We start from the raw sequence: 19,882 nt of genomic DNA, 5'->3' as shown, positions 1-19,882 counted from the left end.
TATTTCCGACAATTGAATAGTTGTTCATACCATATAAAACCAATTCTAAAATGGAAATCATAAACTTATCGGAGTGCTAAATTCTCTAGAATTTGATCATCCCATATAAAACCATCGACTTTTACGTGCTTTGGTAATAAGGGATGATCCCTCACTATTTTTAGATTTTGTATTAAAGCCTTATTAAGATCCATACTATCTTGTAGCCATGATTTCGGATGATGACCGATGTACTCTAAAGTTTGAAGTGTATGATCGGATATTCCGTTTCTCTTCATTAATTCCAAGATGCAAGTTTGATTATTTGTTATTTCACTGGATTGATCATTAAGTACGATTAAAATTTCATCAATACTTTCTAAATGAACAGTTAAAATAATATTTCGCATAGTCCTCCCGTAAGGTTCTATCATCAAACCTTGAAAATTTTCAAGCGTTATTATAATTTTCCGTTCTAATTTCATTCTATTTATAAGTGATTCAACATTTTCATGTACGGTAGTTAATATTAAAGTTTTCTTTTCCACTTGAATATCCTCCTTAATTAATCCACTTTGCCATTTCAAAATAAAGCGGAATACCAAATAATAAGTTAAAAGGAAATGTTATACCTAGTGCCAAACCAATATATATAGAGGGACTTGCTTCAGGAACCGATGTTTTTAATGCGGCTGGCGCGGCTATATAAGAGGCACTTCCAGCTAATACACCCATTAAGGTTGTTCCACCTAAAGATAATCCAACCATGCTCCCCACATAAACACCAAACGTTCCAAAAATTAAAGGAGCAAGGATCGCGAATAAAAGTAACTTCATTCCATTACTTTTAATTTCTGGTAAACGCTGCCCAGCAATTAATCCCATATTTAATAGAAATAAAATTAGTACACTGCTATATAAATCGATAAATAACGGTTTGATTGTTGGAAGTGCTCCTTCTCCTAATAGGACCCCAATAGTTAAGCTTCCCATTAAGAGAAGTACACTTTTTCCAAAGAGGCTTTCCCTTAAAATTTCTTTATCAATCCATTTATGAGTAGTTGTGTTAGCAATGATCCCTATTTGTTGAGAAGAATAACGAATATGGTTTTGATTTTTTTTCAAGACATTCAATAATAATAGAGAAATAAATATTGCTGGGCTTTCTAAAATAACCACTAATGCATTCATAAATCCTTCATATGAGATTTGTTGGTAATTTAAAAAAGAAATGGCTGCCCCATAAGTAACAATACTTACCGAACCATATGTAGCAGCAAGGCCAATGGCATTATATAAATCAAGCTTCATAAATCGTAATATAACAACTGTGAAAATTGGAATAGAGAATCCTAGTAATAATGTTCCTAAAATTGGCTCTAAAATTGAGTGAATGGAATAATGAGACAGCTCAATCCCACCTTTTATCCCAATAGCAATCAATAAATATATACTTAAACCCTCGCTTAAACCATTTGGAATTTTTAAATCGGATTTGAATAAGGAAGCAAGAAGTCCAAGAACAAAAAATAATACAACAGGCGAAAATAAATTTTGTACGATGATATCTAACATGACAAGTCTCCTTTAATGAAAAAGCCGGCATGAATGGAATCACTTAGTTTAATAGTGATTCTTTCAATGCCGGCTTTTCTTCAACTCACATTCGTTATTTGAAGAACTTCCTTTAATATCTATAATCAATTAGAATAACTTTTCAAGATCACTTGTTAACTTAAAAATCATAATTCTTTCTCCCGTATTCGTACTAAGATCGGTATGGAAGCTTGCAACCTCTACTTCTGTTAATGTTGATATGAGGGATTTCAGATAATCCATTCCCGATTCAACTAGATCACAGCGAATTTTTTTGATTGAAAGTAGACCTTCCCTTGTACCACATAAGGAGTATTCTGCAGGAGTTAAAACACCTTTCAAACTAACAATAATCATATCCCGAAGAATGTCTGTTTTTACAGATACAGAGCCACGCCCTAGATAATCTCTTTCCCACTGCGTTAATGCTCTGCTAATTTCAGCTTCCAATGAGCCTTTCGTTTTTTTCATTTTGATCCCCTCCTTAAATAAAACAAAAAATCGGTATATTTCTTTGAACGAACACCAAAGAAATATACCGATTTACTATTTTCTTATCCCTCTGCTGCATTTCTTTTTCATCATATCAATTGATTAATTAATATGATGCTAAAGTATCACACTTAGATAGGAATAATAAAGATCATCTCTCGGTAATGATTTATTTGTATTTTACTAGCAAATAACTGTTTATTCAAGAGAAATCTTTCGAATTTAAGGATAGAGATTATCAAACATTTTCTGCATAAAATGCTCGTCCCCACATTTTATTTCTTTAACACCAAATTTTTTTCCCTGTTTAATTTTCTTTTCTACCTGAACCCACTCTTCACCATTTCGCACTAATGTAACCATTACATTCTCACTATTCACATTTCTAAATAGGATATAACTAGTATTAGGATCGGATTTTCGGATGTACATGCGCTTTTCACCACGATAACTACCCGACATTTGGTTCTTTAAGGATTCGAATAGTTTATTATCCCCTATTAATAACTGGTTTTTCCACAAATCTTTTGCTGTAAAATATATATAATCTTCTTCATTATTTTCATCAAATAAATGGAATGAATGGAGTAAATCACTCATTACCAGTTTTCCATATTCTTCTCTAGTCTCTTGCATTTGTTTTTTACAGTCTTCAGACAAGTCATTATTTGCCGCATATGTAGTTGTACCTGTAGTCATAAATAAGCAGCAAATAATCATACTATGAATTATTTTTCTCAATATATTCACCTCTACCCCTATTATGTAGCTAATAATGGAAAGTATTCAGGTTAAGGAGGTTATTGGAAAAATGATACCCTAGCATGATTAATGTACATAGTTCTAGTCTATTTGATTTTTATGGCAATACTCGTCCACCAATGCTTCAATCTGATCATGTTCTGGAAAACTCCCTGAGAACTCAAAAAGAATCTCCTCAACAAAATTCCCATTATGATATACATGAATCGCACCATCTTGATTAATAACACTAAATTCAGGTTCGAATCGAAACCCACTTCGTTCAATAGCACCCATCTATAACATTGCCCCTCTTAATGTTTTAACTTTAGGCTTTAGCTAAAGTGTTTCTCCAGATAACATATCTATAAATTAATATGATTTAAAAATGTAGAAATATGTATATTGTTCTATGTAAAAAAGGCGGAACGATTTGTCCCACCTTTTTTAGTTTATTTACCATTTTTTCAGGGGTATACGTTTATTTGAAGCTTGATACAACGAGGTTAATACCGCTTAAAGCTTTAAGAATATCATCTTTACTAACATCAAAATGGGTTGTAAATCTAACAAGAGTTCTACCAAAAGTAACAGCCTGTACTCCAACTTGTCTCAATTGGTCAACAAACTCATCGGAAGTTGTATTTAGACCACTAACATCCACTACAACAATATTTGTTTCGACTTCATTAACAACTTTAAGACCAGTGATGTTCCCCATACCTTCAGCAAATATTTTTGCATGGTTATGGTCTTCTGTTAAACGATTTCTCATTTCAGTTAAAGCAATGTAGGCAGGAGCAGCGATAATCCCGACTTGGCGTAAACCTCCACCTAATCGTTTTCTCCATTTTCTAGCATTAGCAATAAAATCTTTCGGCCCTGCTAGTATAGAACCAACAGGCGCTCCTAACCCTTTAGATAAACATACTTGAACCGTATCACACTGTTCAGTAAAGTCAGTTAAAGGGCGATTAGTTGCTGCTGCAGCATTAAATAACCTAGCACCATCGACATGAACTGGTATTTGATGTCGTTTGGCAATTTCATAAATAGCTGCCATGTTCTCAACAGGTATAACAGCACCACCAGCACGATTATGAGTATTTTCTAAACAAATTAAACCAGTTTCAGGGAAATGCTGATCATCAGCACGAATATAAGCTTCAAGATCTAAAGGATTAATGGCACCACGGTTACCTGCGATAGTACGGGTTTGAACACCTGCAAGTGCTGCAACTGCTCCAGATTCATAATAAAATATATGTGAATTCTCTTCTAGAAGTATCTCGTTACTTGGGCGGCAATGAGTAAGAACTGCTATTTGATTACCTTGAGTACCACTGGTTACAAATAAGGCATCATCTTTCCCTAATAACGCGGCAGCTGTTTCTTCTAGTTTTTTAACCGATGGATCTTCACCGTATACATCATCGCCTACTTCAGCTTCATAAGCAGCTTTTCTCATCGCTTCTGTTGGCTTCGTAATCGTATCACTTCTCAAATCTATCATTCTATTACTCCCTTTCTAGAAAATTATATTAAGTTAATTTTATAATAGTTAAAAAAGCAAGTACAAGAAAAATAATTTGTAAATTATCTCCCATATTACTATTCAAATTAAAGATCTTAGTTCAGTAGGAAGAGAAAATTAAAACCCGAGAAATAAGATCTCGGGTTAATAATTATTATTGGAAAATAGTGTTGAATAATGGAGCATTTAATTCAAGCTTTTCGAATACACCAGTAGTTTTAGCGATATATTCTTCTTTTAAAGAATCTGCTTCAGTAGTATCTTCAGCTTTATCTTTAAGAAGCTCAGCTTTTTTAGTGTAATATCCAGTTAAGCTTTCAATAGCAGCTTCAAGGTCTGCTTTTTGGTCTGCTAATTCTGCTGGAATAGCTACTGCTTTTACATCAGTTGCAAATGTTGCAGCTGCTTCAACAGGATCTGTTCCTTCAGTTACTAAAGCAGTCTCAACTGTACGAATAACCTTTTGAACTGCACCTTGATAAGATAATAAAGCTGAACGTGCAGCTTTTGCTGTTTCGTCTTCTGCAGAAGCAACCTCAGCTGAAGTTTCTTCTACTTTTGTTTCTTCTTCTTTTACTTCTTCTTTACTAGAACATCCAACTACAGATGTTACTAACATACCAGCTAAAAGAAATGATAAAGATTTTTTCATAATGTAAGTCCTCTCCCCTTGTGTATTTCTAAATTGACCCCTCTTTTGGTTTTCACCAACATCATAAAACTATTTTCCTGACAATTTTTAATTTACCTAGTTTTCTAAAATATTTCAAGATATTTTTCGTAATTCGAAATAAATTTAATATTTCTAAAGAGTCTAACTTTTCTGAAATAACAATCTCTTACTTAGTAATAAGTTGGTTTTAAGTAGGGGAAGTTAAGGATATATCTACTGGAGGTGTCATGATGGCAGAAAACATAAGAGATTATATTACGATTGAGGATGAAAATGGAAATGAGAAAGAATATTCAATTGAGGCTTTATTTGATATGGAGGATAATTCATATGCCTTATTAAAATCGATGGATGAAACCATTCTCATGAAAATTGAGGAAGAAGGTGACGAACAATACTTAGTTGGGATTACGGACCCTGAAGAAAAATCTTCAATCCTTGATGCGTATGAGATTGCAATCGATGAAGCCCCTGCCGATTAAATAATAGGTGGAACAGATGAACGATAAAATTTTAGAATTCCATACAGAAGAGTTACAGGAAAAGATACAAAAAGAGATTAACGGTCTGACATTTACGAAAAATTTCCGCTCAGCAACAAGTGAAGAATGGTATATCTTTTTACCTTCTTATCATGATCCCATCTCAGGTGGAGCAGTTGGAAAAGCTATAATTCACTATAACCTCTACGGCAATCGAGAAATATTTATAAATACAACCATCCTATTGGACGATACTAGGTTACATTCTCCGGAGCTTCACCCTCTCGTTTACGCCATTTCAGATGAGATTGTGAATAGACTGGTCGGCTATGCTGATACATTGTTGTCCGTACATGCTGGAGAAAATTCGTATGATGCAGAGTATAAACAATAAAGAAGCAGACCATATTGGTCTGCTTCGAGTCTTAACTAGGGTCTACTTCATCGTAAGAAAAGGTAGTAACTTCGGTATATTCTCCCTTTTGAACTTCTTCAGAAGAAGCTTCTTTTTCTAATTCTTCTGTGTCATTCATACCCGGCGCTACAGTTGGCTCTTCTTTAGAATTCTTTTTCATACCTATCACTCCTTTTTCTTACTTTCCCCTTCGCTTTAGGATTAATGTGTTAAATTTTGTGGAGTTATTAAATTCCGACGAAAAATCAGTTTAAAATCGGCTGTAATTTCCAATAAATCCAAATCATTATTTTCTTTACAATAAACAATAAAATCATCAAATTCATTTTCAATTGCCTGTACAAATTTAGCAGGAAGGAACATATTATTGTAAGCCTGTAAATCATTTGTTAAATAAGTTAAAAAGCGCATGTATAAATCATCAAATAGATTAAATTCATTTTGGAGCTGTTTCTTTTCTGATTTAGTAATGACTTTGCTATGACTAAGAACCATGCCACGCCATTGTTTTTGAAAGGAAGTAAAATGAAGCCAATATTGAAGAGTGTTGTCGGTTAGATAGATATGAATGCCTTCTGTATGATTGCTATTAAAAGTTAGTTCCACTAATGAATCACCTCTTCTTTTTCATTCAGTCTATGTTTCCTAATTTTTTATAGTGAGACTTCGATAAATTGAAGAATGATAAAGCCTTTTTAATCATACACGAAATTCTAAAAAAATCATCAGCCAATTTCTACAATTAGACGCTTATAAGTGCAACCATTGATTAGGCTACAACATAGCATAATGATATAACTTATATAAAAATATTGTCGGAGGAGTGAGCCTATGACGGACGGAGGAAAGAAAAAGAATCCTCAAATTTTCTTGTCCTTACCAGAAGAACAAGTAACAAATCAAGATTATTATCGTTTAAATTATTTTCAAAAAATGATTGAAGAACAAAGTAAGATAAACAATCATATTCAGACTTCAATCAGTGAGGTAAATTCAAATATCCAAGAGACTACAGAAGAGCAAAAAAGAAATTATACTAATCTGATGTCAAAATTAAATAAACAGGATCATATTACCTATCACTTTTTAGACATGATTAAAAACAATGAAACTACTTATAGTGCACTTCTAAAACGCCTTAAAGAAATTGAAGAAAAAAGTGAATCCATTATTCAAAAAGTAAGTAAGGATGGAGTGATAAACGAAGCGATTCTTGATCAACTAGCTTTTCAAGATGATATGTTAAATAAACTTACTTCAAATCTAGAAGAATATAACCGATCTTGTGAGGAATTATCTAAAAACATTAAAAACCAGGAAGAGTTTCACAAGGAATTAGGCTATAAAGTTGATTTACAAGAAGTATTTCATAAAACGGTAATGGAGCGTTTAGATGAGCAAGAAGCAAATACGAAGAAAATGATGAGGCAGCTCGACCATCTAAGGTCTATTATTTACGAAAGAGCATCGTTTTTTGTCAATAAGGTTGAGGAAAACTTTAATAAAATTAGCAAGCCTGTACAACGCTTTTTTATTCAACAAGAAGAAAAAGTTGATAAGAAATAACAAAAGGGCTCGGTCAGCAGACCGGGCCCTTATTTATTTTTGCAAGCTGATTGCAATTAACCTTACCTAATTATATATAGGAAATTTATGAACTTCTTTAATTGTCTAAATCTAATAAAAATTATTATATTACTAGTATTTCTATGTAAAATAGATTAAAATTTTTATAAATGCTGTTTTTGTGAATAATTTTTATCGGTTAACATTATGAGTCTAATTTAAGTGAGGTACTATATAAGTGTTATACTATCGAACGTATGTAATCGACCCATCTACCCCTTGGGTTACTTTTATACATGGCGCAGGTGGAAGTTCTTCCATATGGTATAAACAACTAAAGGAATTTAAAAACCATTTTAATGTGTTATTAGTGGATTTAAGAGGACATGGAAAATCAGGTAAAGGTGATTGGAAAAAGGGAGATTCATTTGACCAAGTATCCGAAGAAGTAGTAAAGGTCTTAAATCATCTTCATATAAAAACTACTCACTTTGTTGGAATTTCTCTAGGAACCATCGTCATCCAAACGATTGCTAGAAAACATCCTGATCGGATCTCCTCCATGATTCTTGGTGGAGCTGTTATAAAATTAAATCTAAGAACAAATTTCTTGTTAACAGTTGGTAAGATTGGGAGATATTTTATACCATATATGTGGCTTTATCGTCTTTTTGCGTGGATTATTATGCCACAACAAAGCCAAGTGGAATCAAGAAATGTTTTTATAAGTTCAGCTAAAAAAATGTGTCAAAAAGAATTTATCCGTTGGTTCCAATTAACGAGAAGAATCAATCCCTATTTAAAAAATCTACAATTTGACTTCAAAAATATCCCAACCCTTTTTATTATGGGACAGGAAGATTATCTATTTTTACCACCTGTAAAAATGCTAGTAGAGAAGAATCAGTCTTTAAAACTAGTAAATATTGAAGATTGTGGACATGTATGTAATATAGATCAACCGCAGCGTTTCAACGAAGAAACGATTGCTTTTATTAAGCAATCCAACAAAAGTGAGTTTCAAAAAGCTGTTAATGGATAGAGTAAACTTAGATAACCAGAGTCAATGATTGAAGTCATTGACTCTGGTTATTTTTATTCTACAGTTTGTTTGATGGAGATTGACATGGAGTAGAATAGGCAACACAGCTAAACCCATGTCTTTCAAGGATAACTTTACTCATTGGACTGGCATCTACAGTTAAATATTTATACCCTTTCTGAATGGCAGCTTGAGCCCTAACAGCAATGAGAGATGTATAATAACCCCTACCTCTATATTCTTCAAAGGTTGAACCTCCCCATAAACTAGCAAAAGAGGTGTTTTTTTCAAAGTACATCCATGCACCACTAACTAATATGCCATTATCATAGCATCCAAATATTAATAAATCTTCTGGATGATTCTTTAAATCTCTTAATAATCTTTCTCCTAATTCAGCATGTGAAGTATTCCAAATTTTATCTTCTAAATTAATTAAATCCTCTATACCTTTTTGTTCCGTAATTTGTACAACATAATCAGGAATAGGAGCCGTTAGTAATTTCTTGTTATCACTAATTGGTAAAATCATTAATGCTTCTGGTTCTTCTATTTCAAACTGGTAGCTTTTTAGTATTTCAACCAAATTTCTTGGAGTATCATAATCATATACTTTCCATTCAAATTCTTGATTCATTTTATTAAAATAGTGTAGTTCTTTTTCAATTTCCTTATGTACGCTTGTTTCATCTAACTTAGAATATAAAATAAAGCCTTTATCATTATGCTCAGCAACATGCCGAACCACGTTGTCTGTCTCTTCTCTTCTCCACCCTGCATGATGAATGTTTTTTCTAAGTTCCTTAGTAAAAACATCGATGATCTCATTCTTATTCAAAAGTTTACTCCCCCTATTACGTCTTATTAATTCTTTTCTCTTCAGATATTCTAACTTAGTTAATGTATATTGGATAATAAAAAATACTTCTCAGTTATTAGGTATTAACACGTAGGCGGCACGGCGAATGACTCATTTTTAAAAAAATTAGGCATGTGCCTATTCACATTGTCCCCTTTCTCCATAGGATAATATCGTATAACACAAACGGAGGTGTTATTAGATGAGTCACGGTTTAGGCAGTGGTTTCGCATTAATCGTTGTGCTGTTCATCTTGTTGATTATTGTTGGAACAGCATTTGTATACTAAAGACGGCTTTTAAAGCCAATCATTAAATTCTTGAAAGGAGCGATTTTTGAATGTATTATGGTCACGGTGCAGGTTATGGATATGGATATGGTGCTCCTGTAGGCGGTAGAGGAATAGGTGGTTTTGCTTTAATCGTTGTGCTATTCATTTTATTAATTATCGTTGGCGCAACTTGGGCATAAACTTATCATATATGGAAAAGGCTGACCACAGAGGTCAGCCTTTTCTTATTACGCTGTTCTAGCTGGTAAAACGATATTAAAAGTGGTTCCTTTGTTAAGTTCACTCTCAATGTAAACTTTACCATTATGACTCTCAATAATTTTGAAGCTTACCATTAAGCCGAGGCCATTTCCTTCTTTTTTCGTTGTGTAAAACGGTTCCCCTATTTTCTTTAATTTCTCCTCGGGAATTCCTATTCCAGTATCTTGAATAGAGACTTGTACTTGCCCCTCATTTACAACAACTTTTACTGAAATATCTCCACCATTTGGCATAGCTTCAATTCCGTTTTTAACGAAATTCAAAAAGACTTGTTTCAGACGATCTTCATCACATTCAATTTGGATAATATCCTCACTTGCATTGAAGTGTATCCTAACATTCTTTTTCCTTGCTTCAAACTCAAGTAGTGATAATACATTTTGAATGATTGGAATAATGTTTTTCTCTTCTAGGTTTACTGCCTTTGGTTTCGATAAAACCATAAAGTCTTCTACAATCGTATTAATCCGTTCAATTTCATCAAGTATGATTTCCACAAACTCTTTTCTTTGTTCATTTGTTTCATCCTCTAAAAGAAATTCTGCATAGCCTTTCATGGATGTTAATGGATTTCTAATTTCGTGAGCAACTCCGGCAGCTAGCTGGCCAACTGCAGCTAACTTATCTTGCCTATGAAGGAATTCCTCTGTTCTTTTTCGTTCTGTTATATCATTTCTGATGGCTAGATATTGATAAGGTTTTCCGTTTTCAGCTATAAACGGAACAATAGTTGTGTCCACCCAATAGAAGGAACCGTCCTTCGCTTTGTTCCGAATTTCACCTTTCCAAACTTCCCCTTGACTAATCGTTTTCCATAAATCTATAAAAAATTGCTTTGAGTGAAAAGAGGAATTTAGCAGCTGATGGGTATTTCCAATTAATTCTTCTCTTGAATAGCCAGAGATTTCGCAGAACTTCTCGTTGACATTGGTTATAACCCCTCTAGCATTAGTAAAAGCAACAATAGAAGATTGATCTAATGCAAATTTAATATCACTTACTTCCTTCAGAGTCTCTTTTAAATGTTCCTCCGCTTTTTTCCGGTTTGTGATATCTGTTCTAATGGATACATATTGGTATGGCTTTCCTTTTCGGTTAAGAAAGGGAACAATGGTGGTATGCACCCAATAATAGGATCCATCCTTTGCTTTATTTCTAACTTCTCCCCTCCATACTTTTCCTAATCCAATCGTTCTCCATAAGTTCTTAAAAAACTCTTTTGGATGATATTCCGAATTTAATATTCGGTGGTCTTGACCAATTAACTCTTCTCGTGTATATCCAGAGATTTCAACAAATTTATCATTGACGTATGTGATGATCCCCTTAGGGTCAGTAATGGCAACAATAGAGGACTCATCTAATGCCAATTGAATATCTTTTAAATTCGTGTCTGAAATAGCTAACTTTTTACTAATCAAGGCACTTGAACCAATTAAACCTGAAAGTATTAATATGGAAACAAATAAGACGAGATAAATTAGAAAACTTTCCTGCTCTCTTGGAGCAATCGCGCCTCCCTCTTGTTTAAATATAGAGGCAGCTTTTATTAGTAAAAAATGCCCTTCAACAATTGCGCCTGTTGTAATAAGTGCACCTAAAGGCTTTAACCAGACTTGGTTTGAAATTGTAAAATTCTTAGAATAGAATAACATCCAAAACACAAATAAGAAGGAAGCAAAAATTAAAATAGAGGACACTATTAATATGACAGGGTCGTAATTTACAGCCATTTGTAAACCATACATTCCGATTATGTGTATAGACAGTACTGCACATGTCATGAATAAGCTTCCAAACCACAAATGGCTATTTTTTAATATTCGATTAGTTACCGTATAAAAAGCCATCCCAGTAAAACAGATTCCAATGATAATGGATAAAATGGTAATCGGTATATTGTAAGTGGTTGAGCCGTTTACATCTAATGCGAGCATACCTATAAAATTCATAATCCAAATTCCAATTCCCATGGAAAAGGTTCCACCGATAAATAGAGATCTTTTATTTTCTACCGATGAGTTCAGCATCGAAAATAAATCTAACGCAGTATAGGAAGCCATGATGGTCAAAATGATGGCAGCTATGATTAAAACAGGATTATATAATATGATGATTTCTTGCATTTATAATAAGGAACCTCCCTTTGTCGCAAGTGTTTCAACTATGATTGTAATGTAATCATTCCTCATATGAAAGAGAAATATATTCTTTACTTGAATTTTCCTAGGCTGGAGTTAGCTTTATTTAGTCAATGCTTATTTTTTGAAAATTCTTTAAAAAATATTATAAAAATGGGTACACATTTTTTATTTTTTTGTGTATACTGTACTATAACAGAAGAACAAAATATATATTGTATTATAAAAGGAGGAGTTAACATGTTACAAAGTCCAGTAGAGTTTTTCCGTACGTTACCAAAAAAGGTGTGTCCTGAGTGTGGTCAACAGGTAATGGAACAAGCTGAATCTTACCTTCAAGAGTGTGATCGCTGTTTATCAAAGAAAGTTGAATAGCATGTTAAACAAAAAAAGCAATGAGTTCGGACCTCATTGCTTTTTCTGTTCTATAATATATTTTTTCGTAAATGTTTTAAAAATATTTAGAAAAATCTATTAAAATAGTTTATACTGTTATTATCCTAAATCATTTAGGGTATCGAAATACTCTTTTATTTTAAGGGGGAATTATTTTGGAAAAGACAGTAGAAAAGCGTTTAACTAGAGAAGAAGTACCTGTTGAGCAAACTTGGAATTTAAATGATCTCTTTACTTCAGAAGAAGCCTGGGAAGCTGGTATAAAAGAAATTGAAAACACACTGCCTGATTTCACCGTGTTTAAAGGCAGACTTCATGAGAGCGCATCCACTTTACTCACGTGTTTAGAAAAACAAGAGGAATTACAAAAGAAGATAGTATTAGTGTCAACCTATGCATCTTTACGTCAGTCAGGTGATGGGACAAACCCTGTTAATCAAGGAAATTCATCTAAAATTGGAGCTTTATTGTCCAAAGTAAGTGCTTCCTTATCCTTTATCAATTCAGAAATTCTTACAATTGACGAATCGGTCATCGAACAATTTATAAAAGAAGAAGCTGGATTAGTACCTTTTCAAAGAAATTTAAAAGTTTTACTTGAAGCAAAAAAATACAGGCTTTCAGCTGAAACGGAGCAAGTCCTAGCGGCATTAGGTGAAGTTCACGGTGCTCCTTATAACATTTACCAAACAAGTAAATCTGCAGATATGCAATTTTCTTCCTTTAAGGACGAAGAAGGAAATGAACTACCCAATTCATTTGCCCTTTTTGAAGATCGATATGAATTTTCTCCAGATACTTACACAAGAAGAAAAGCATATGAATCATTTGTAGGTACTTTAAAACAGTATAAAAATACATATGCTTCAACGTATGCAACAGAAGTTAAAAAACAAGTAACTATTTCCCGTTTACGAAACTTTAATTCTGTAACAGAAATGTTGTTACAGCCTCAGGAAGTTTCAGTAGAAATGTATAACAACCAATTAGATATTATCGGTCAAGAGCTTGCTCCTCATATGAGAAGATTTGCAGAGTTAAAGAAAAAGGTTTTAGGATTAGACCAAATGAGATTCTGTGATTTAAAAGCTCCTCTTGACCCGGATTTCAACCCAAAAACCACTTATGAAGATGCAAGTAAAGTCATTTTAGAGTCGTTAAAGGTGATGGGTCCTGAATATATGGAAATCATGGAAAAAGGACTAAGTGAAAGATGGGTAGATTTGGCAGATAACATTGGTAAATCAACTGGTGCTTTCTGTGCAAGTCCTTATGGAGCTCACCCGTATATCCTTATTACATGGACAGATACGATGAGAGGCGCATTTGTGTTAACACATGAATTAGGCCATGCAGGACATTTTTATTTAGCCAATAAATATCAACGTATTATTAATACTCGTCCTTCTACGTACTTTGTTGAAGCACCTTCTACAATGAATGAAATGTTACTAGGGCAGCATTTGTTAGATACTACAAATGATAAACAGATGAAACGTTGGGTTATTCTTCAATTATTAGGAACTTACTATCATAACTTCGTAACACACCTATTAGAAGGTGAGTTCCAGCGTAGGGTTTATGCTTTAGCTGAAAAAGGAGTTCCATTAACAGCAAACACTCTTTGCGAGCAAAAGAAAAATGTATTAACTGATTTCTGGGGAGATTCAGTTGAAATCGATGAAGGTGCAAGTCTGACTTGGATGCGTCAGCCTCATTATTATATGGGACTTTATCCATATACTTACTCAGCTGGGCTTACCGCTTCAACGGCAATGGCTCAAAAAATCGCAGAAGAAGGTCAACCTGCAGTTGATCGCTGGTTAGAAGTCTTAAAGGCTGGGGGAACAATGAAGCCATTAGAATTATTAAAACATGCTGGTATCGATATGTCCCAACCAGAACCGATTCGCCAAGCAGTTAGCTATGTTGGTTCATTAGTTGATCAGCTTGTTAGCAGTTACGAATAATTCCATAAAAAATAAGAGCTCAAATGGGCTCTTATTTTTTTCTTATCTACCTAATGGCTCCATGTGGTAAAACAGCATGTACGCCTTTAACTTGGTTGACAATCTGTGTTATTCGTAAATCTACAACCACGCTCGCTAAAGCAGTTGCTTCTGGTTTACTAACGTTATAATGTTCTTGAATGAATGTAATCATTTCTTCTAAAGCCATTACCATAGCTACATTTAAATCTTCATGAAAACCAAAGGTAATCCAACCTACAGGAGTATTGGCTCTAGGAGAACTTAATGTAAGATTGTCATGGACAATTAAAGTCAAATCAACTAAATCCATTGGACACTCGATTGCTTGTCCGGATACCTCACCATCCCCTTGCAAAGCATGGCCATCCCCTGCTGAAAAGAGAGCACCATCAACAGCGATAGGAAGGAATAGACTACTTCCTCGCACTAATTCCTTACAGTCTATGTTCCCTCCAAAATATCGAGGTGGAATCGTCGAGTGTACCCCTTCTTCACTAGGTGCATTACTCATTAGTCCTAAAAAGGGTTGTAGAGGCACAGAAAAAGGTTGGTTGTTTATCTCTGTTTTGGCCACTTGTTTTACGCGGTCTAATTCCCAGTTAAGAGTTAATTCTTCTACGTCTGTCAAACCAAGCTGCTCATTATGCCAGTTCATTTTCCCACCTGCACAGTTCCAACCATACCAGCCAGGAACTAAATCGTTAATTTTTATTTCTAATGTCATGCCTGGTTTAGCGCCATTTACTCTAATAGGGCCAATAATAGGATGTCCCCATGTACTTTCTTGTTCCCTAGATTGGTATCTTTTTCTTTCTACTCCTTTACTAGAGCTGTATCCCCAACCAATATCCAACGAATTAAATCTAATCGTGTCACCAGAATTCACTGATAAAATGGGTTCATATTCTTTACTAAACGAACCATGAACATGTTGGTCTTCCGTTTTAATCGTATGTATCGTCATTTGCTTCACCTAATTCCTTGGCTTAATCAAAAATATATTACGAAAAAACCATAAATGATATTAGAAGGCTATTTCGTTACAATAAGTAGCCTTTTAAAAACTGTAACTGAATAACACGAAAAGAATCAAGAGAATTTTTAGTAAATTATGACTTTAAATGATCCTTCAGATAGTATTCTCCGCGCTTAATATATGAGTTCATTATTTCTTCAGGTACTAAGTTACCTCCAGTAGACCATACAATTTGTGTACTATTTCTTGATTGCTCCTGACATAAATGTTGCTCAAACCATTTATTACGTACCATAGTGGTTGGACCATACATCCCTGCTAGTGCGGATGGTTCAAGATTAATACTTTCGACATCATGTAAAATATATAACAGTTTGTATAATTCAGCATCTTGCACCGTATAGATTCCATCAATAAAGGGCCCGACTGTCTCTGCTACGAATTTTGAACACCTACCAACAGCCAAACCATCTGCATCAGTCAAGTTATCTATATCGAAATCCTGTACCGAAAGTTGATCATATTGTTTTGTCATTAAACCAATTAACATACATGGCGAATGGGTTGGTTCTGCAAAGATTATTTTTACTGCATCTCCGAATAGCATTTTTAGACCATAGGCAATTCCTCCAGGGGCTCCCCCCACACCGCAAGGTAAATATATGATCAGAGGATGATCTTGGTCAATACTAATATTCATTCCTTCCAATTGCTTTTGAAGTCTAAATGCCGCTACAGAATAGCCTAAGAATAGATCGATGGAGTTCTCGTCATCTACAAAATAACCATATTCATCTCTCTTACTGATCTCTCTTCCAATCTCAACTGCTTTACTGTAGTCAGATTGATGCTCAATGACTTCAACTCCATGGGTCCTTAACAGTTTCTTTTTCCAGTCCTTAGCGTCTTGAGACATATGTACCTTTGTGTTAAAACCTAATTTAGCACTCATCATTCCTATACTTAAACCTAGATTTCCAGTAGAACCAACTGATATGGTGTACTTTGAGAAAATATTGCGATATTTTAATCCTAGTAAGGCACTATATTGTTCTTCTTCTGAAAATCCGTGTTCAAAGGCTATTTTTTCAGTAAATTTTAAAACCTCGTAAATTCCTCCCCGTGCTTTAATGGAGCCCGCAATCGGTAGTTCATGGTCAGTTTTTAAGAATAATCGTCCTTCGAAATACCCATATCTATCTATTAGTTGATTTTTCATTGATGGTATTTCGACTAATTTTGATTCAATAATTCCATTTGTTGTAGCTGTTTCAGGAAAAGCTTCTACTTATAGTGGAGCAAATCTTCTTAGCCTTTCCTCTGCCTCTTTTATATCAGAAAGTTTGATTTTCATTTTTGCCTCACTAAATGGCTGTACATCTGTATTCTCCCAGAGCACTTCTTCTGTAGAAATGATTTTTTCAAGCATTGGGTATGTTCGTATCCAATCTGATTTTGTTCTTCCAGATAAAACCTTCCCCATCTTATCCCCTCCCCTATTTAACCGATATACATACCGTAACATGAATAGACTTAGAGTTAAAAGAATTTTTAAAAAATTGATTGAGGTAAGAAAAGCGCAAGCGCCCGTTTAGCGACGTATGGACTGGAGCGCCTCGACTGAGATAAAGGAAACACGAAGAGCGTCAGCGATTCGATGTTGACTTATCGTAGGGAGAGGAGCGAAGTACACTAGTCGCTGGGCGCTGGAGCTAGACAGTAGTCTAACTTCAGAAACTAATACTCTTATCTAAAAAAAGAAATAGCGTTCGCTATTTCTTAAACATACACATGTCTCATGGTTAATGGCTTTAAGGCTTTAGTTTCATTTATAAATATAAAAGAATCGTAACGCTCTGAAATTTTAGATGGAACATAGTTTCCAAGATGTTCGTATTCCGGATTATAAACCACTCCAATTGCTCGATGACCAATGGTTTGGTTAAACAGATGTTTATTTTCTTCTGTAAACACCAAGATCTTATCTTCTGCTCCAGCTTCGTTCAATAATTGTTCCCAGCTACCTTCTACTCCCTCCGGAACGGGCATTACTTCAATGTCTTCTCCCCACTTTTTAGCTGCTATAACTGTACCCTTATAAGTTCCAAAACCGATGGAATATACTTTTTTGTTGTGTTTTTCTCTCATAATTTGGCCGACATTAACGAGTCCTTCATCAACCATATCTGTCGCTCTAGCATCTCCGATATGAGTATTATGTTCCCAAATAATTCCCTTAGCACCAGGTCCATAGTAGTTTGCAATCTCTTCAACAGCACTTACCATGTGATGGTCCCTTATATTCCAATCATCTGGACCACCTTTCACCATCGTTCGGTAATAGGCTTCTGCATTAAGAGTTACTAAACTATTTACAGATAAATTTAGTGAGTCTTCAGGACCCATAGTAAATTTATGTTTATTTTCTCTAACTTTTAATAACAGTTGAACGACTTCATCCGTACATTCTTCACCATAAAAAGCAGCAGATACACCGTAATATTCTGGTTTACGTTCAAAAGGCTCAAAGCAAGAGAAGGCTTTTTTGGCTGCCTCGATATCATTTGATTGATTATCTCCAAGTACTTTAAGGATCTCGTCCATTGACTCCCATAAGCTATAAACATCTATTCCGTAAAAACCAACATTAGAGCTTTGTTTACCTTGATTATGTTCTTTAAGCCAAATAATTAAATCCATTATTTCTTCATTTGCCCACATCCAAGTTGGCCATCGATTAAATGCACTAAGAGCCTCTTCAGGACTTATTTCTTCATAACCTTTTATGTAGCTATTGACTTTAAAGCATGATGGCCAATCACCTTCGACTCCTATAAATTGAAATCCTTTTTCTTTTATTAAACGCTTCGTTATTTCGGATCGCACCGTATAAAATTCAGAAGTACCATGTGATGCCTCTCCTAATAAAACATATTGGGCATCACCAATCGCATCAATGATTGGATCTAAATCCTTTATACCTTCAAATGTCTTTGCTTCCGCTTTAATGGCCTTTACTATACTCTCACTCATGTAATTAATCCTCCTTTTTGATACATATCATTTCCCAATTTAATTAGTTAGAAAATGGGAAAAATAGTTAACCTAGTGTGAGCTCTGATTAAACAAATAAGTGCATAAGGTGGTCATAGGAGGAAAAGCTTTATATAAGATTGCTTTTTAAATTTGATGAAGGTCTTCAATAACTAAAATAAACTAGCCGAATCAGTATAGGAGTGAATAACAATTATGAAAAATAAACCACAGAACGAATACTTAACACATGCACCAAAAAAAGAAATGATGACCATTGAAACGGATGGCAGAGGACCAAATCTAAAAAATTATCCAGGCGACTCCGTTAATGAACATGAAAACCAAGAAACAGCTAATGCTATTATTGCAGCAGGTGAAATTGGTCAACAAATGGAGAATAATTAATATATAGGAGTTGATAGAATGGAAACAATTGATCCGAAAAATGTTAAGCCAGGAGATGAAGTATATGTTATATATAACAACCCTCATACTCCAACCGTTTCAAATATAAGAGCAGCCGAAATAGTCCCTCACCCGAAGGATCCCAATCAATTAGCATTATTTTTAAACGAAACCTTTCATGTAATTGAAGATGATGACGCCCTTTTTACATCTGAAAATGCTGCAGAACAGGCGTTTAATGACTTATATGGAGACTATAACATGCAATAAAATTCGTTACTTAATTGGTGAGCCTCATTTACTGATACATAGTAAAAAAGGCAAAAAATAAAAGGCTTGCTCATGTGAACGAGTAAGCCTTTCTTATATTCTTAGTTAATTTTTGGAAGCTCTCTTACTTCGAGTGCCGTATCATTTCCGCATAAAGGACATTTTAAATCCGCAGTAGCAAAGTCTTTTCTCATCCAACCATTACAATCATCATGACTACAAGAGTACACTTCAATATCCATTAGAATATCTTCTAGTTTTTCTTCTTGAGCTTTTTTATTAAAAAAGATTGGAACCGCCCCCCTTTTTTTCTTAGTATGGACAAATATAGATAATTTAAAAGTGTTATTTTAAAATAATTCAGTTATTCCATGATAATGAAACTTTTAAGACTAAATATTTATGTGATACTTGATAAAACTACATATAAAGATTATGGGTGGTGATGATTGAATAAATGGAAGGAAATAAACGATATACAGTTGCCGGGACAGATGTAGAGGAAGTAAAGAGGTTAAATGCAAATTCAGGTTTATCATATAATGAAGTCAAAAAGATATTAGCAAACAGAATGCTATCACAACAACATAAAGAGAAGTAGCCTAAAGGGTAGTGACCCCTAAAAGTTAGAGTTTTAATTATGCAGCTTTTTGGCTAGTTTGAGTTCGGTATTGCACGGGACTTAAACCAGCCAATTTTACTTTAATTCTTTCGTTATTGTAATAATAAATGTAG

Annotated in this window: 26 protein-coding genes and 1 pseudogene; 11 read left to right on the top strand and 16 right to left on the bottom strand. The window is 34.2% G+C overall.

Features of this window, described 5'->3' with window-relative positions:
• Positions 1-65 precede the first annotated feature (65 nt).
• The 7 genes from SM124_RS19195 to SM124_RS19165 all read right to left on the bottom strand — a co-directional run bounded on the left by SM124_RS19195 (position 66) and on the right by SM124_RS19165 (position 4,994).
• Positions 66-527, bottom strand: coding sequence for a carbonic anhydrase (locus tag SM124_RS19195; RefSeq protein WP_322448149.1), 462 nt, complete (start codon positions 525-527; stop codon positions 66-68).
• A 13-nt stretch (positions 528-540) separates the two neighbouring features.
• Entirely contained in the window at positions 541-1,554 is a 1,014-nt protein-coding gene (locus SM124_RS19190; RefSeq protein ID WP_322448148.1) for a sodium-dependent bicarbonate transport family permease, read from the bottom strand.
• Positions 1,555-1,683: 129 nt separating this feature from the next.
• The gene (locus SM124_RS19185; protein WP_322448147.1) at positions 1,684-2,046 is read right to left on the bottom strand and encodes a Na-translocating system protein MpsC family protein; all 363 of its coding nucleotides are present in this window, start codon (positions 2,044-2,046) and stop codon (positions 1,684-1,686) included.
• A gap of 243 nt (positions 2,047-2,289) precedes the next feature.
• The gene (locus tag SM124_RS19180; RefSeq protein ID WP_322448146.1) at positions 2,290-2,808 is read right to left on the bottom strand and encodes a hypothetical protein; all 519 of its coding nucleotides are present in this window, start codon (positions 2,806-2,808) and stop codon (positions 2,290-2,292) included.
• A gap of 102 nt (positions 2,809-2,910) precedes the next feature.
• Positions 2,911-3,105 carry a YbxH family protein gene (locus SM124_RS19175; RefSeq protein ID WP_322448145.1) on the bottom strand — a complete coding sequence of 65 codons (195 nt, stop codon included), beginning with the start codon at positions 3,103-3,105 and terminating at the stop codon, positions 2,911-2,913.
• A 184-nt stretch (positions 3,106-3,289) separates the two neighbouring features.
• Positions 3,290-4,321 carry a threonine aldolase family protein gene (locus SM124_RS19170; RefSeq protein WP_322448144.1) on the bottom strand — a complete coding sequence of 344 codons (1,032 nt, stop codon included), beginning with the start codon at positions 4,319-4,321 and terminating at the stop codon, positions 3,290-3,292.
• Positions 4,322-4,496: 175 nt separating this feature from the next.
• Entirely contained in the window at positions 4,497-4,994 is a 498-nt protein-coding gene (locus SM124_RS19165; RefSeq protein WP_322448143.1) for a hypothetical protein, read from the bottom strand.
• 251 nt (positions 4,995-5,245) lie between these two features.
• Between SM124_RS19165 and SM124_RS19160 the strand changes: the two genes are divergently transcribed.
• Positions 5,246-5,497, top strand: coding sequence for a DUF1292 domain-containing protein (locus SM124_RS19160; protein ID WP_322448142.1), 252 nt, complete (start codon positions 5,246-5,248; stop codon positions 5,495-5,497).
• Positions 5,498-5,513: 16 nt separating this feature from the next.
• Positions 5,514-5,891, top strand: coding sequence for a hypothetical protein (locus tag SM124_RS19155; RefSeq protein ID WP_322448141.1), 378 nt, complete (start codon positions 5,514-5,516; stop codon positions 5,889-5,891).
• A gap of 31 nt (positions 5,892-5,922) precedes the next feature.
• On the opposite strand, the gene SM124_RS19150 is transcribed toward SM124_RS19155, so the two are convergent.
• Positions 5,923-6,072, bottom strand: a complete 150-nt coding sequence (locus SM124_RS19150; RefSeq protein WP_322448140.1) for a hypothetical protein — start codon at positions 6,070-6,072, stop codon at positions 5,923-5,925.
• A 41-nt stretch (positions 6,073-6,113) separates the two neighbouring features.
• Positions 6,114-6,518: a hypothetical protein gene (locus tag SM124_RS19145; RefSeq protein ID WP_322448139.1), complete on the bottom strand. Its 405-nt coding sequence runs from the start codon at positions 6,516-6,518 to the stop codon at positions 6,114-6,116.
• Positions 6,519-6,743: 225 nt separating this feature from the next.
• On the opposite strand from SM124_RS19145, the gene SM124_RS19140 reads away from it, so the two are divergent.
• Both SM124_RS19140 and SM124_RS19135 read left to right on the top strand, forming a co-directional pair.
• Entirely contained in the window at positions 6,744-7,478 is a 735-nt protein-coding gene (locus SM124_RS19140; protein ID WP_322448138.1) for a hypothetical protein, read from the top strand.
• 238 nt (positions 7,479-7,716) lie between these two features.
• A complete protein-coding gene (locus tag SM124_RS19135) occupies positions 7,717-8,520 on the top strand; it encodes an alpha/beta fold hydrolase (RefSeq protein ID WP_322448137.1) in 804 nt (267 codons plus the stop codon).
• Between the two features lie 58 nt (positions 8,521-8,578).
• Here SM124_RS19135 and SM124_RS19130 read toward each other — a convergent pair whose 3' ends face one another.
• Positions 8,579-9,358 carry a GNAT family N-acetyltransferase gene (locus tag SM124_RS19130; RefSeq protein WP_322448136.1) on the bottom strand — a complete coding sequence of 260 codons (780 nt, stop codon included), beginning with the start codon at positions 9,356-9,358 and terminating at the stop codon, positions 8,579-8,581.
• A gap of 223 nt (positions 9,359-9,581) precedes the next feature.
• Here SM124_RS19130 and SM124_RS19125 point away from each other — a divergent pair, with 223 nt between their 5' ends.
• Together SM124_RS19125 and SM124_RS19120 are read left to right on the top strand one after the other, a co-directional pair.
• Complete coding sequence (locus tag SM124_RS19125; protein WP_322448233.1) at positions 9,582-9,668, top strand: YjcZ family sporulation protein; 87 nt, start codon at positions 9,582-9,584, stop codon at positions 9,666-9,668.
• Between the two features lie 50 nt (positions 9,669-9,718).
• Positions 9,719-9,850 (top strand): YjcZ family sporulation protein, encoded by a 132-nt coding sequence (locus SM124_RS19120; protein ID WP_322448135.1) that lies wholly within the window; start codon positions 9,719-9,721, stop codon positions 9,848-9,850.
• Between the two features lie 48 nt (positions 9,851-9,898).
• Here the strand turns inward: SM124_RS19120 and SM124_RS19115 are convergent, their stop codons facing one another.
• Positions 9,899-12,058 carry a PAS domain S-box protein gene (locus tag SM124_RS19115; protein WP_322448134.1) on the bottom strand — a complete coding sequence of 720 codons (2,160 nt, stop codon included), beginning with the start codon at positions 12,056-12,058 and terminating at the stop codon, positions 9,899-9,901.
• Positions 12,059-12,313: 255 nt separating this feature from the next.
• On the opposite strand from SM124_RS19115, the gene yhfH reads away from it, so the two are divergent.
• Positions 12,314-12,448, top strand: a complete 135-nt coding sequence (yhfH, locus tag SM124_RS19110; protein ID WP_322448133.1) for a protein YhfH — start codon at positions 12,314-12,316, stop codon at positions 12,446-12,448.
• 176 nt (positions 12,449-12,624) lie between these two features.
• A complete protein-coding gene (gene pepF, locus SM124_RS19105; RefSeq protein ID WP_322448132.1) occupies positions 12,625-14,439 on the top strand; it encodes an oligoendopeptidase F in 1,815 nt (604 codons plus the stop codon).
• Between the two features lie 46 nt (positions 14,440-14,485).
• Here pepF and SM124_RS19100 read toward each other — a convergent pair whose 3' ends face one another.
• The 3 genes and pseudogenes from SM124_RS19100 to SM124_RS19090 form a co-directional block, all read right to left on the bottom strand.
• Positions 14,486-15,424, bottom strand: coding sequence for an acetamidase/formamidase family protein (locus SM124_RS19100; protein WP_322448131.1), 939 nt, complete (start codon positions 15,422-15,424; stop codon positions 14,486-14,488).
• A 145-nt stretch (positions 15,425-15,569) separates the two neighbouring features.
• Positions 15,570-16,919: pseudogene (dsdA, locus tag SM124_RS19095) on the bottom strand (D-serine ammonia-lyase).
• A 296-nt stretch (positions 16,920-17,215) separates the two neighbouring features.
• The gene (locus tag SM124_RS19090; protein ID WP_322448130.1) at positions 17,216-18,469 is read right to left on the bottom strand and encodes an erythromycin esterase family protein; all 1,254 of its coding nucleotides are present in this window, start codon (positions 18,467-18,469) and stop codon (positions 17,216-17,218) included.
• A gap of 216 nt (positions 18,470-18,685) precedes the next feature.
• Here SM124_RS19090 and SM124_RS19085 point away from each other — a divergent pair, with 216 nt between their 5' ends.
• Positions 18,686-18,877: a hypothetical protein gene (locus SM124_RS19085; RefSeq protein WP_322448129.1), complete on the top strand. Its 192-nt coding sequence runs from the start codon at positions 18,686-18,688 to the stop codon at positions 18,875-18,877.
• 18 nt (positions 18,878-18,895) lie between these two features.
• Positions 18,896-19,147, top strand: a complete 252-nt coding sequence (locus tag SM124_RS19080) for a transcriptional regulator SplA domain-containing protein (protein ID WP_322448128.1) — start codon at positions 18,896-18,898, stop codon at positions 19,145-19,147.
• A gap of 101 nt (positions 19,148-19,248) precedes the next feature.
• Here the strand turns inward: SM124_RS19080 and SM124_RS19075 are convergent, their stop codons facing one another.
• Positions 19,249-19,437, bottom strand: coding sequence for a cold-inducible protein YdjO-related protein (locus tag SM124_RS19075; RefSeq protein ID WP_322448232.1), 189 nt, complete (start codon positions 19,435-19,437; stop codon positions 19,249-19,251).
• A 167-nt stretch (positions 19,438-19,604) separates the two neighbouring features.
• Here SM124_RS19075 and SM124_RS19070 point away from each other — a divergent pair, with 167 nt between their 5' ends.
• Positions 19,605-19,748 carry a hypothetical protein gene (locus SM124_RS19070; protein ID WP_322448127.1) on the top strand — a complete coding sequence of 48 codons (144 nt, stop codon included), beginning with the start codon at positions 19,605-19,607 and terminating at the stop codon, positions 19,746-19,748.
• A gap of 37 nt (positions 19,749-19,785) precedes the next feature.
• Here SM124_RS19070 and SM124_RS19065 read toward each other — a convergent pair.
• Positions 19,786-19,882, bottom strand: a 97-nt coding sequence (locus SM124_RS19065) for an IS3 family transposase (protein ID WP_322448231.1), incomplete at its 5' end; no start/stop codon positions are given.

Origin of the sequence: Robertmurraya mangrovi, from assembly GCF_034427655.1 — a bacterium.
In the GTDB taxonomy this organism is placed as follows: Bacteria; Bacillota; Bacilli; order Bacillales; family Cytobacillaceae; genus Robertmurraya_A; species Robertmurraya_A mangrovi.
Note: the sequence above shows the minus strand (reverse complement) of the source record. Positions and strands in the feature narration are given on the sequence as shown.

Excerpts from the sequence above, each read along its gene's own strand:
- SM124_RS19190 (WP_322448148.1), bottom strand. The coding sequence starts at position 1,554 with ATGTTAGATATCATCGTACAAAATTTATTTTCGCCTGTTGTATTATTT.
- SM124_RS19185 (WP_322448147.1), bottom strand. The coding sequence starts at position 2,046 with ATGAAAAAAACGAAAGGCTCATTGGAAGCTGAAATTAGCAGAGCATTA.
- SM124_RS19175 (WP_322448145.1), bottom strand. The coding sequence starts at position 3,105 with ATGGGTGCTATTGAACGAAGTGGGTTTCGATTCGAACCTGAATTTAGT.
- SM124_RS19170 (WP_322448144.1), bottom strand. The coding sequence starts at position 4,321 with ATGATAGATTTGAGAAGTGATACGATTACGAAGCCAACAGAAGCGATG.
- SM124_RS19165 (WP_322448143.1), bottom strand. The coding sequence starts at position 4,994 with ATGAAAAAATCTTTATCATTTCTTTTAGCTGGTATGTTAGTAACATCT.
- SM124_RS19160 (WP_322448142.1), top strand. The coding sequence starts at position 5,246 with ATGGCAGAAAACATAAGAGATTATATTACGATTGAGGATGAAAATGGA.
- SM124_RS19155 (WP_322448141.1), top strand. The coding sequence starts at position 5,514 with ATGAACGATAAAATTTTAGAATTCCATACAGAAGAGTTACAGGAAAAG.
- SM124_RS19150 (WP_322448140.1), bottom strand. The coding sequence starts at position 6,072 with ATGAAAAAGAATTCTAAAGAAGAGCCAACTGTAGCGCCGGGTATGAAT.
- SM124_RS19140 (WP_322448138.1), top strand. The coding sequence starts at position 6,744 with ATGACGGACGGAGGAAAGAAAAAGAATCCTCAAATTTTCTTGTCCTTA.
- SM124_RS19125 (WP_322448233.1), top strand. The coding sequence starts at position 9,582 with ATGAGTCACGGTTTAGGCAGTGGTTTCGCATTAATCGTTGTGCTGTTC.
- SM124_RS19120 (WP_322448135.1), top strand. The coding sequence starts at position 9,719 with ATGTATTATGGTCACGGTGCAGGTTATGGATATGGATATGGTGCTCCT.
- SM124_RS19115 (WP_322448134.1), bottom strand. The coding sequence starts at position 12,058 with ATGCAAGAAATCATCATATTATATAATCCTGTTTTAATCATAGCTGCC.
- yhfH (WP_322448133.1), top strand. The coding sequence starts at position 12,314 with ATGTTACAAAGTCCAGTAGAGTTTTTCCGTACGTTACCAAAAAAGGTG.
- SM124_RS19100 (WP_322448131.1), bottom strand. The coding sequence starts at position 15,424 with ATGACGATACATACGATTAAAACGGAAGACCAACATGTTCATGGTTCG.
- SM124_RS19090 (WP_322448130.1), bottom strand. The coding sequence starts at position 18,469 with ATGAGTGAGAGTATAGTAAAGGCCATTAAAGCGGAAGCAAAGACATTT.
- SM124_RS19085 (WP_322448129.1), top strand. The coding sequence starts at position 18,686 with ATGAAAAATAAACCACAGAACGAATACTTAACACATGCACCAAAAAAA.
- SM124_RS19080 (WP_322448128.1), top strand. The coding sequence starts at position 18,896 with ATGGAAACAATTGATCCGAAAAATGTTAAGCCAGGAGATGAAGTATAT.
- SM124_RS19070 (WP_322448127.1), top strand. The coding sequence starts at position 19,605 with ATGGAAGGAAATAAACGATATACAGTTGCCGGGACAGATGTAGAGGAA.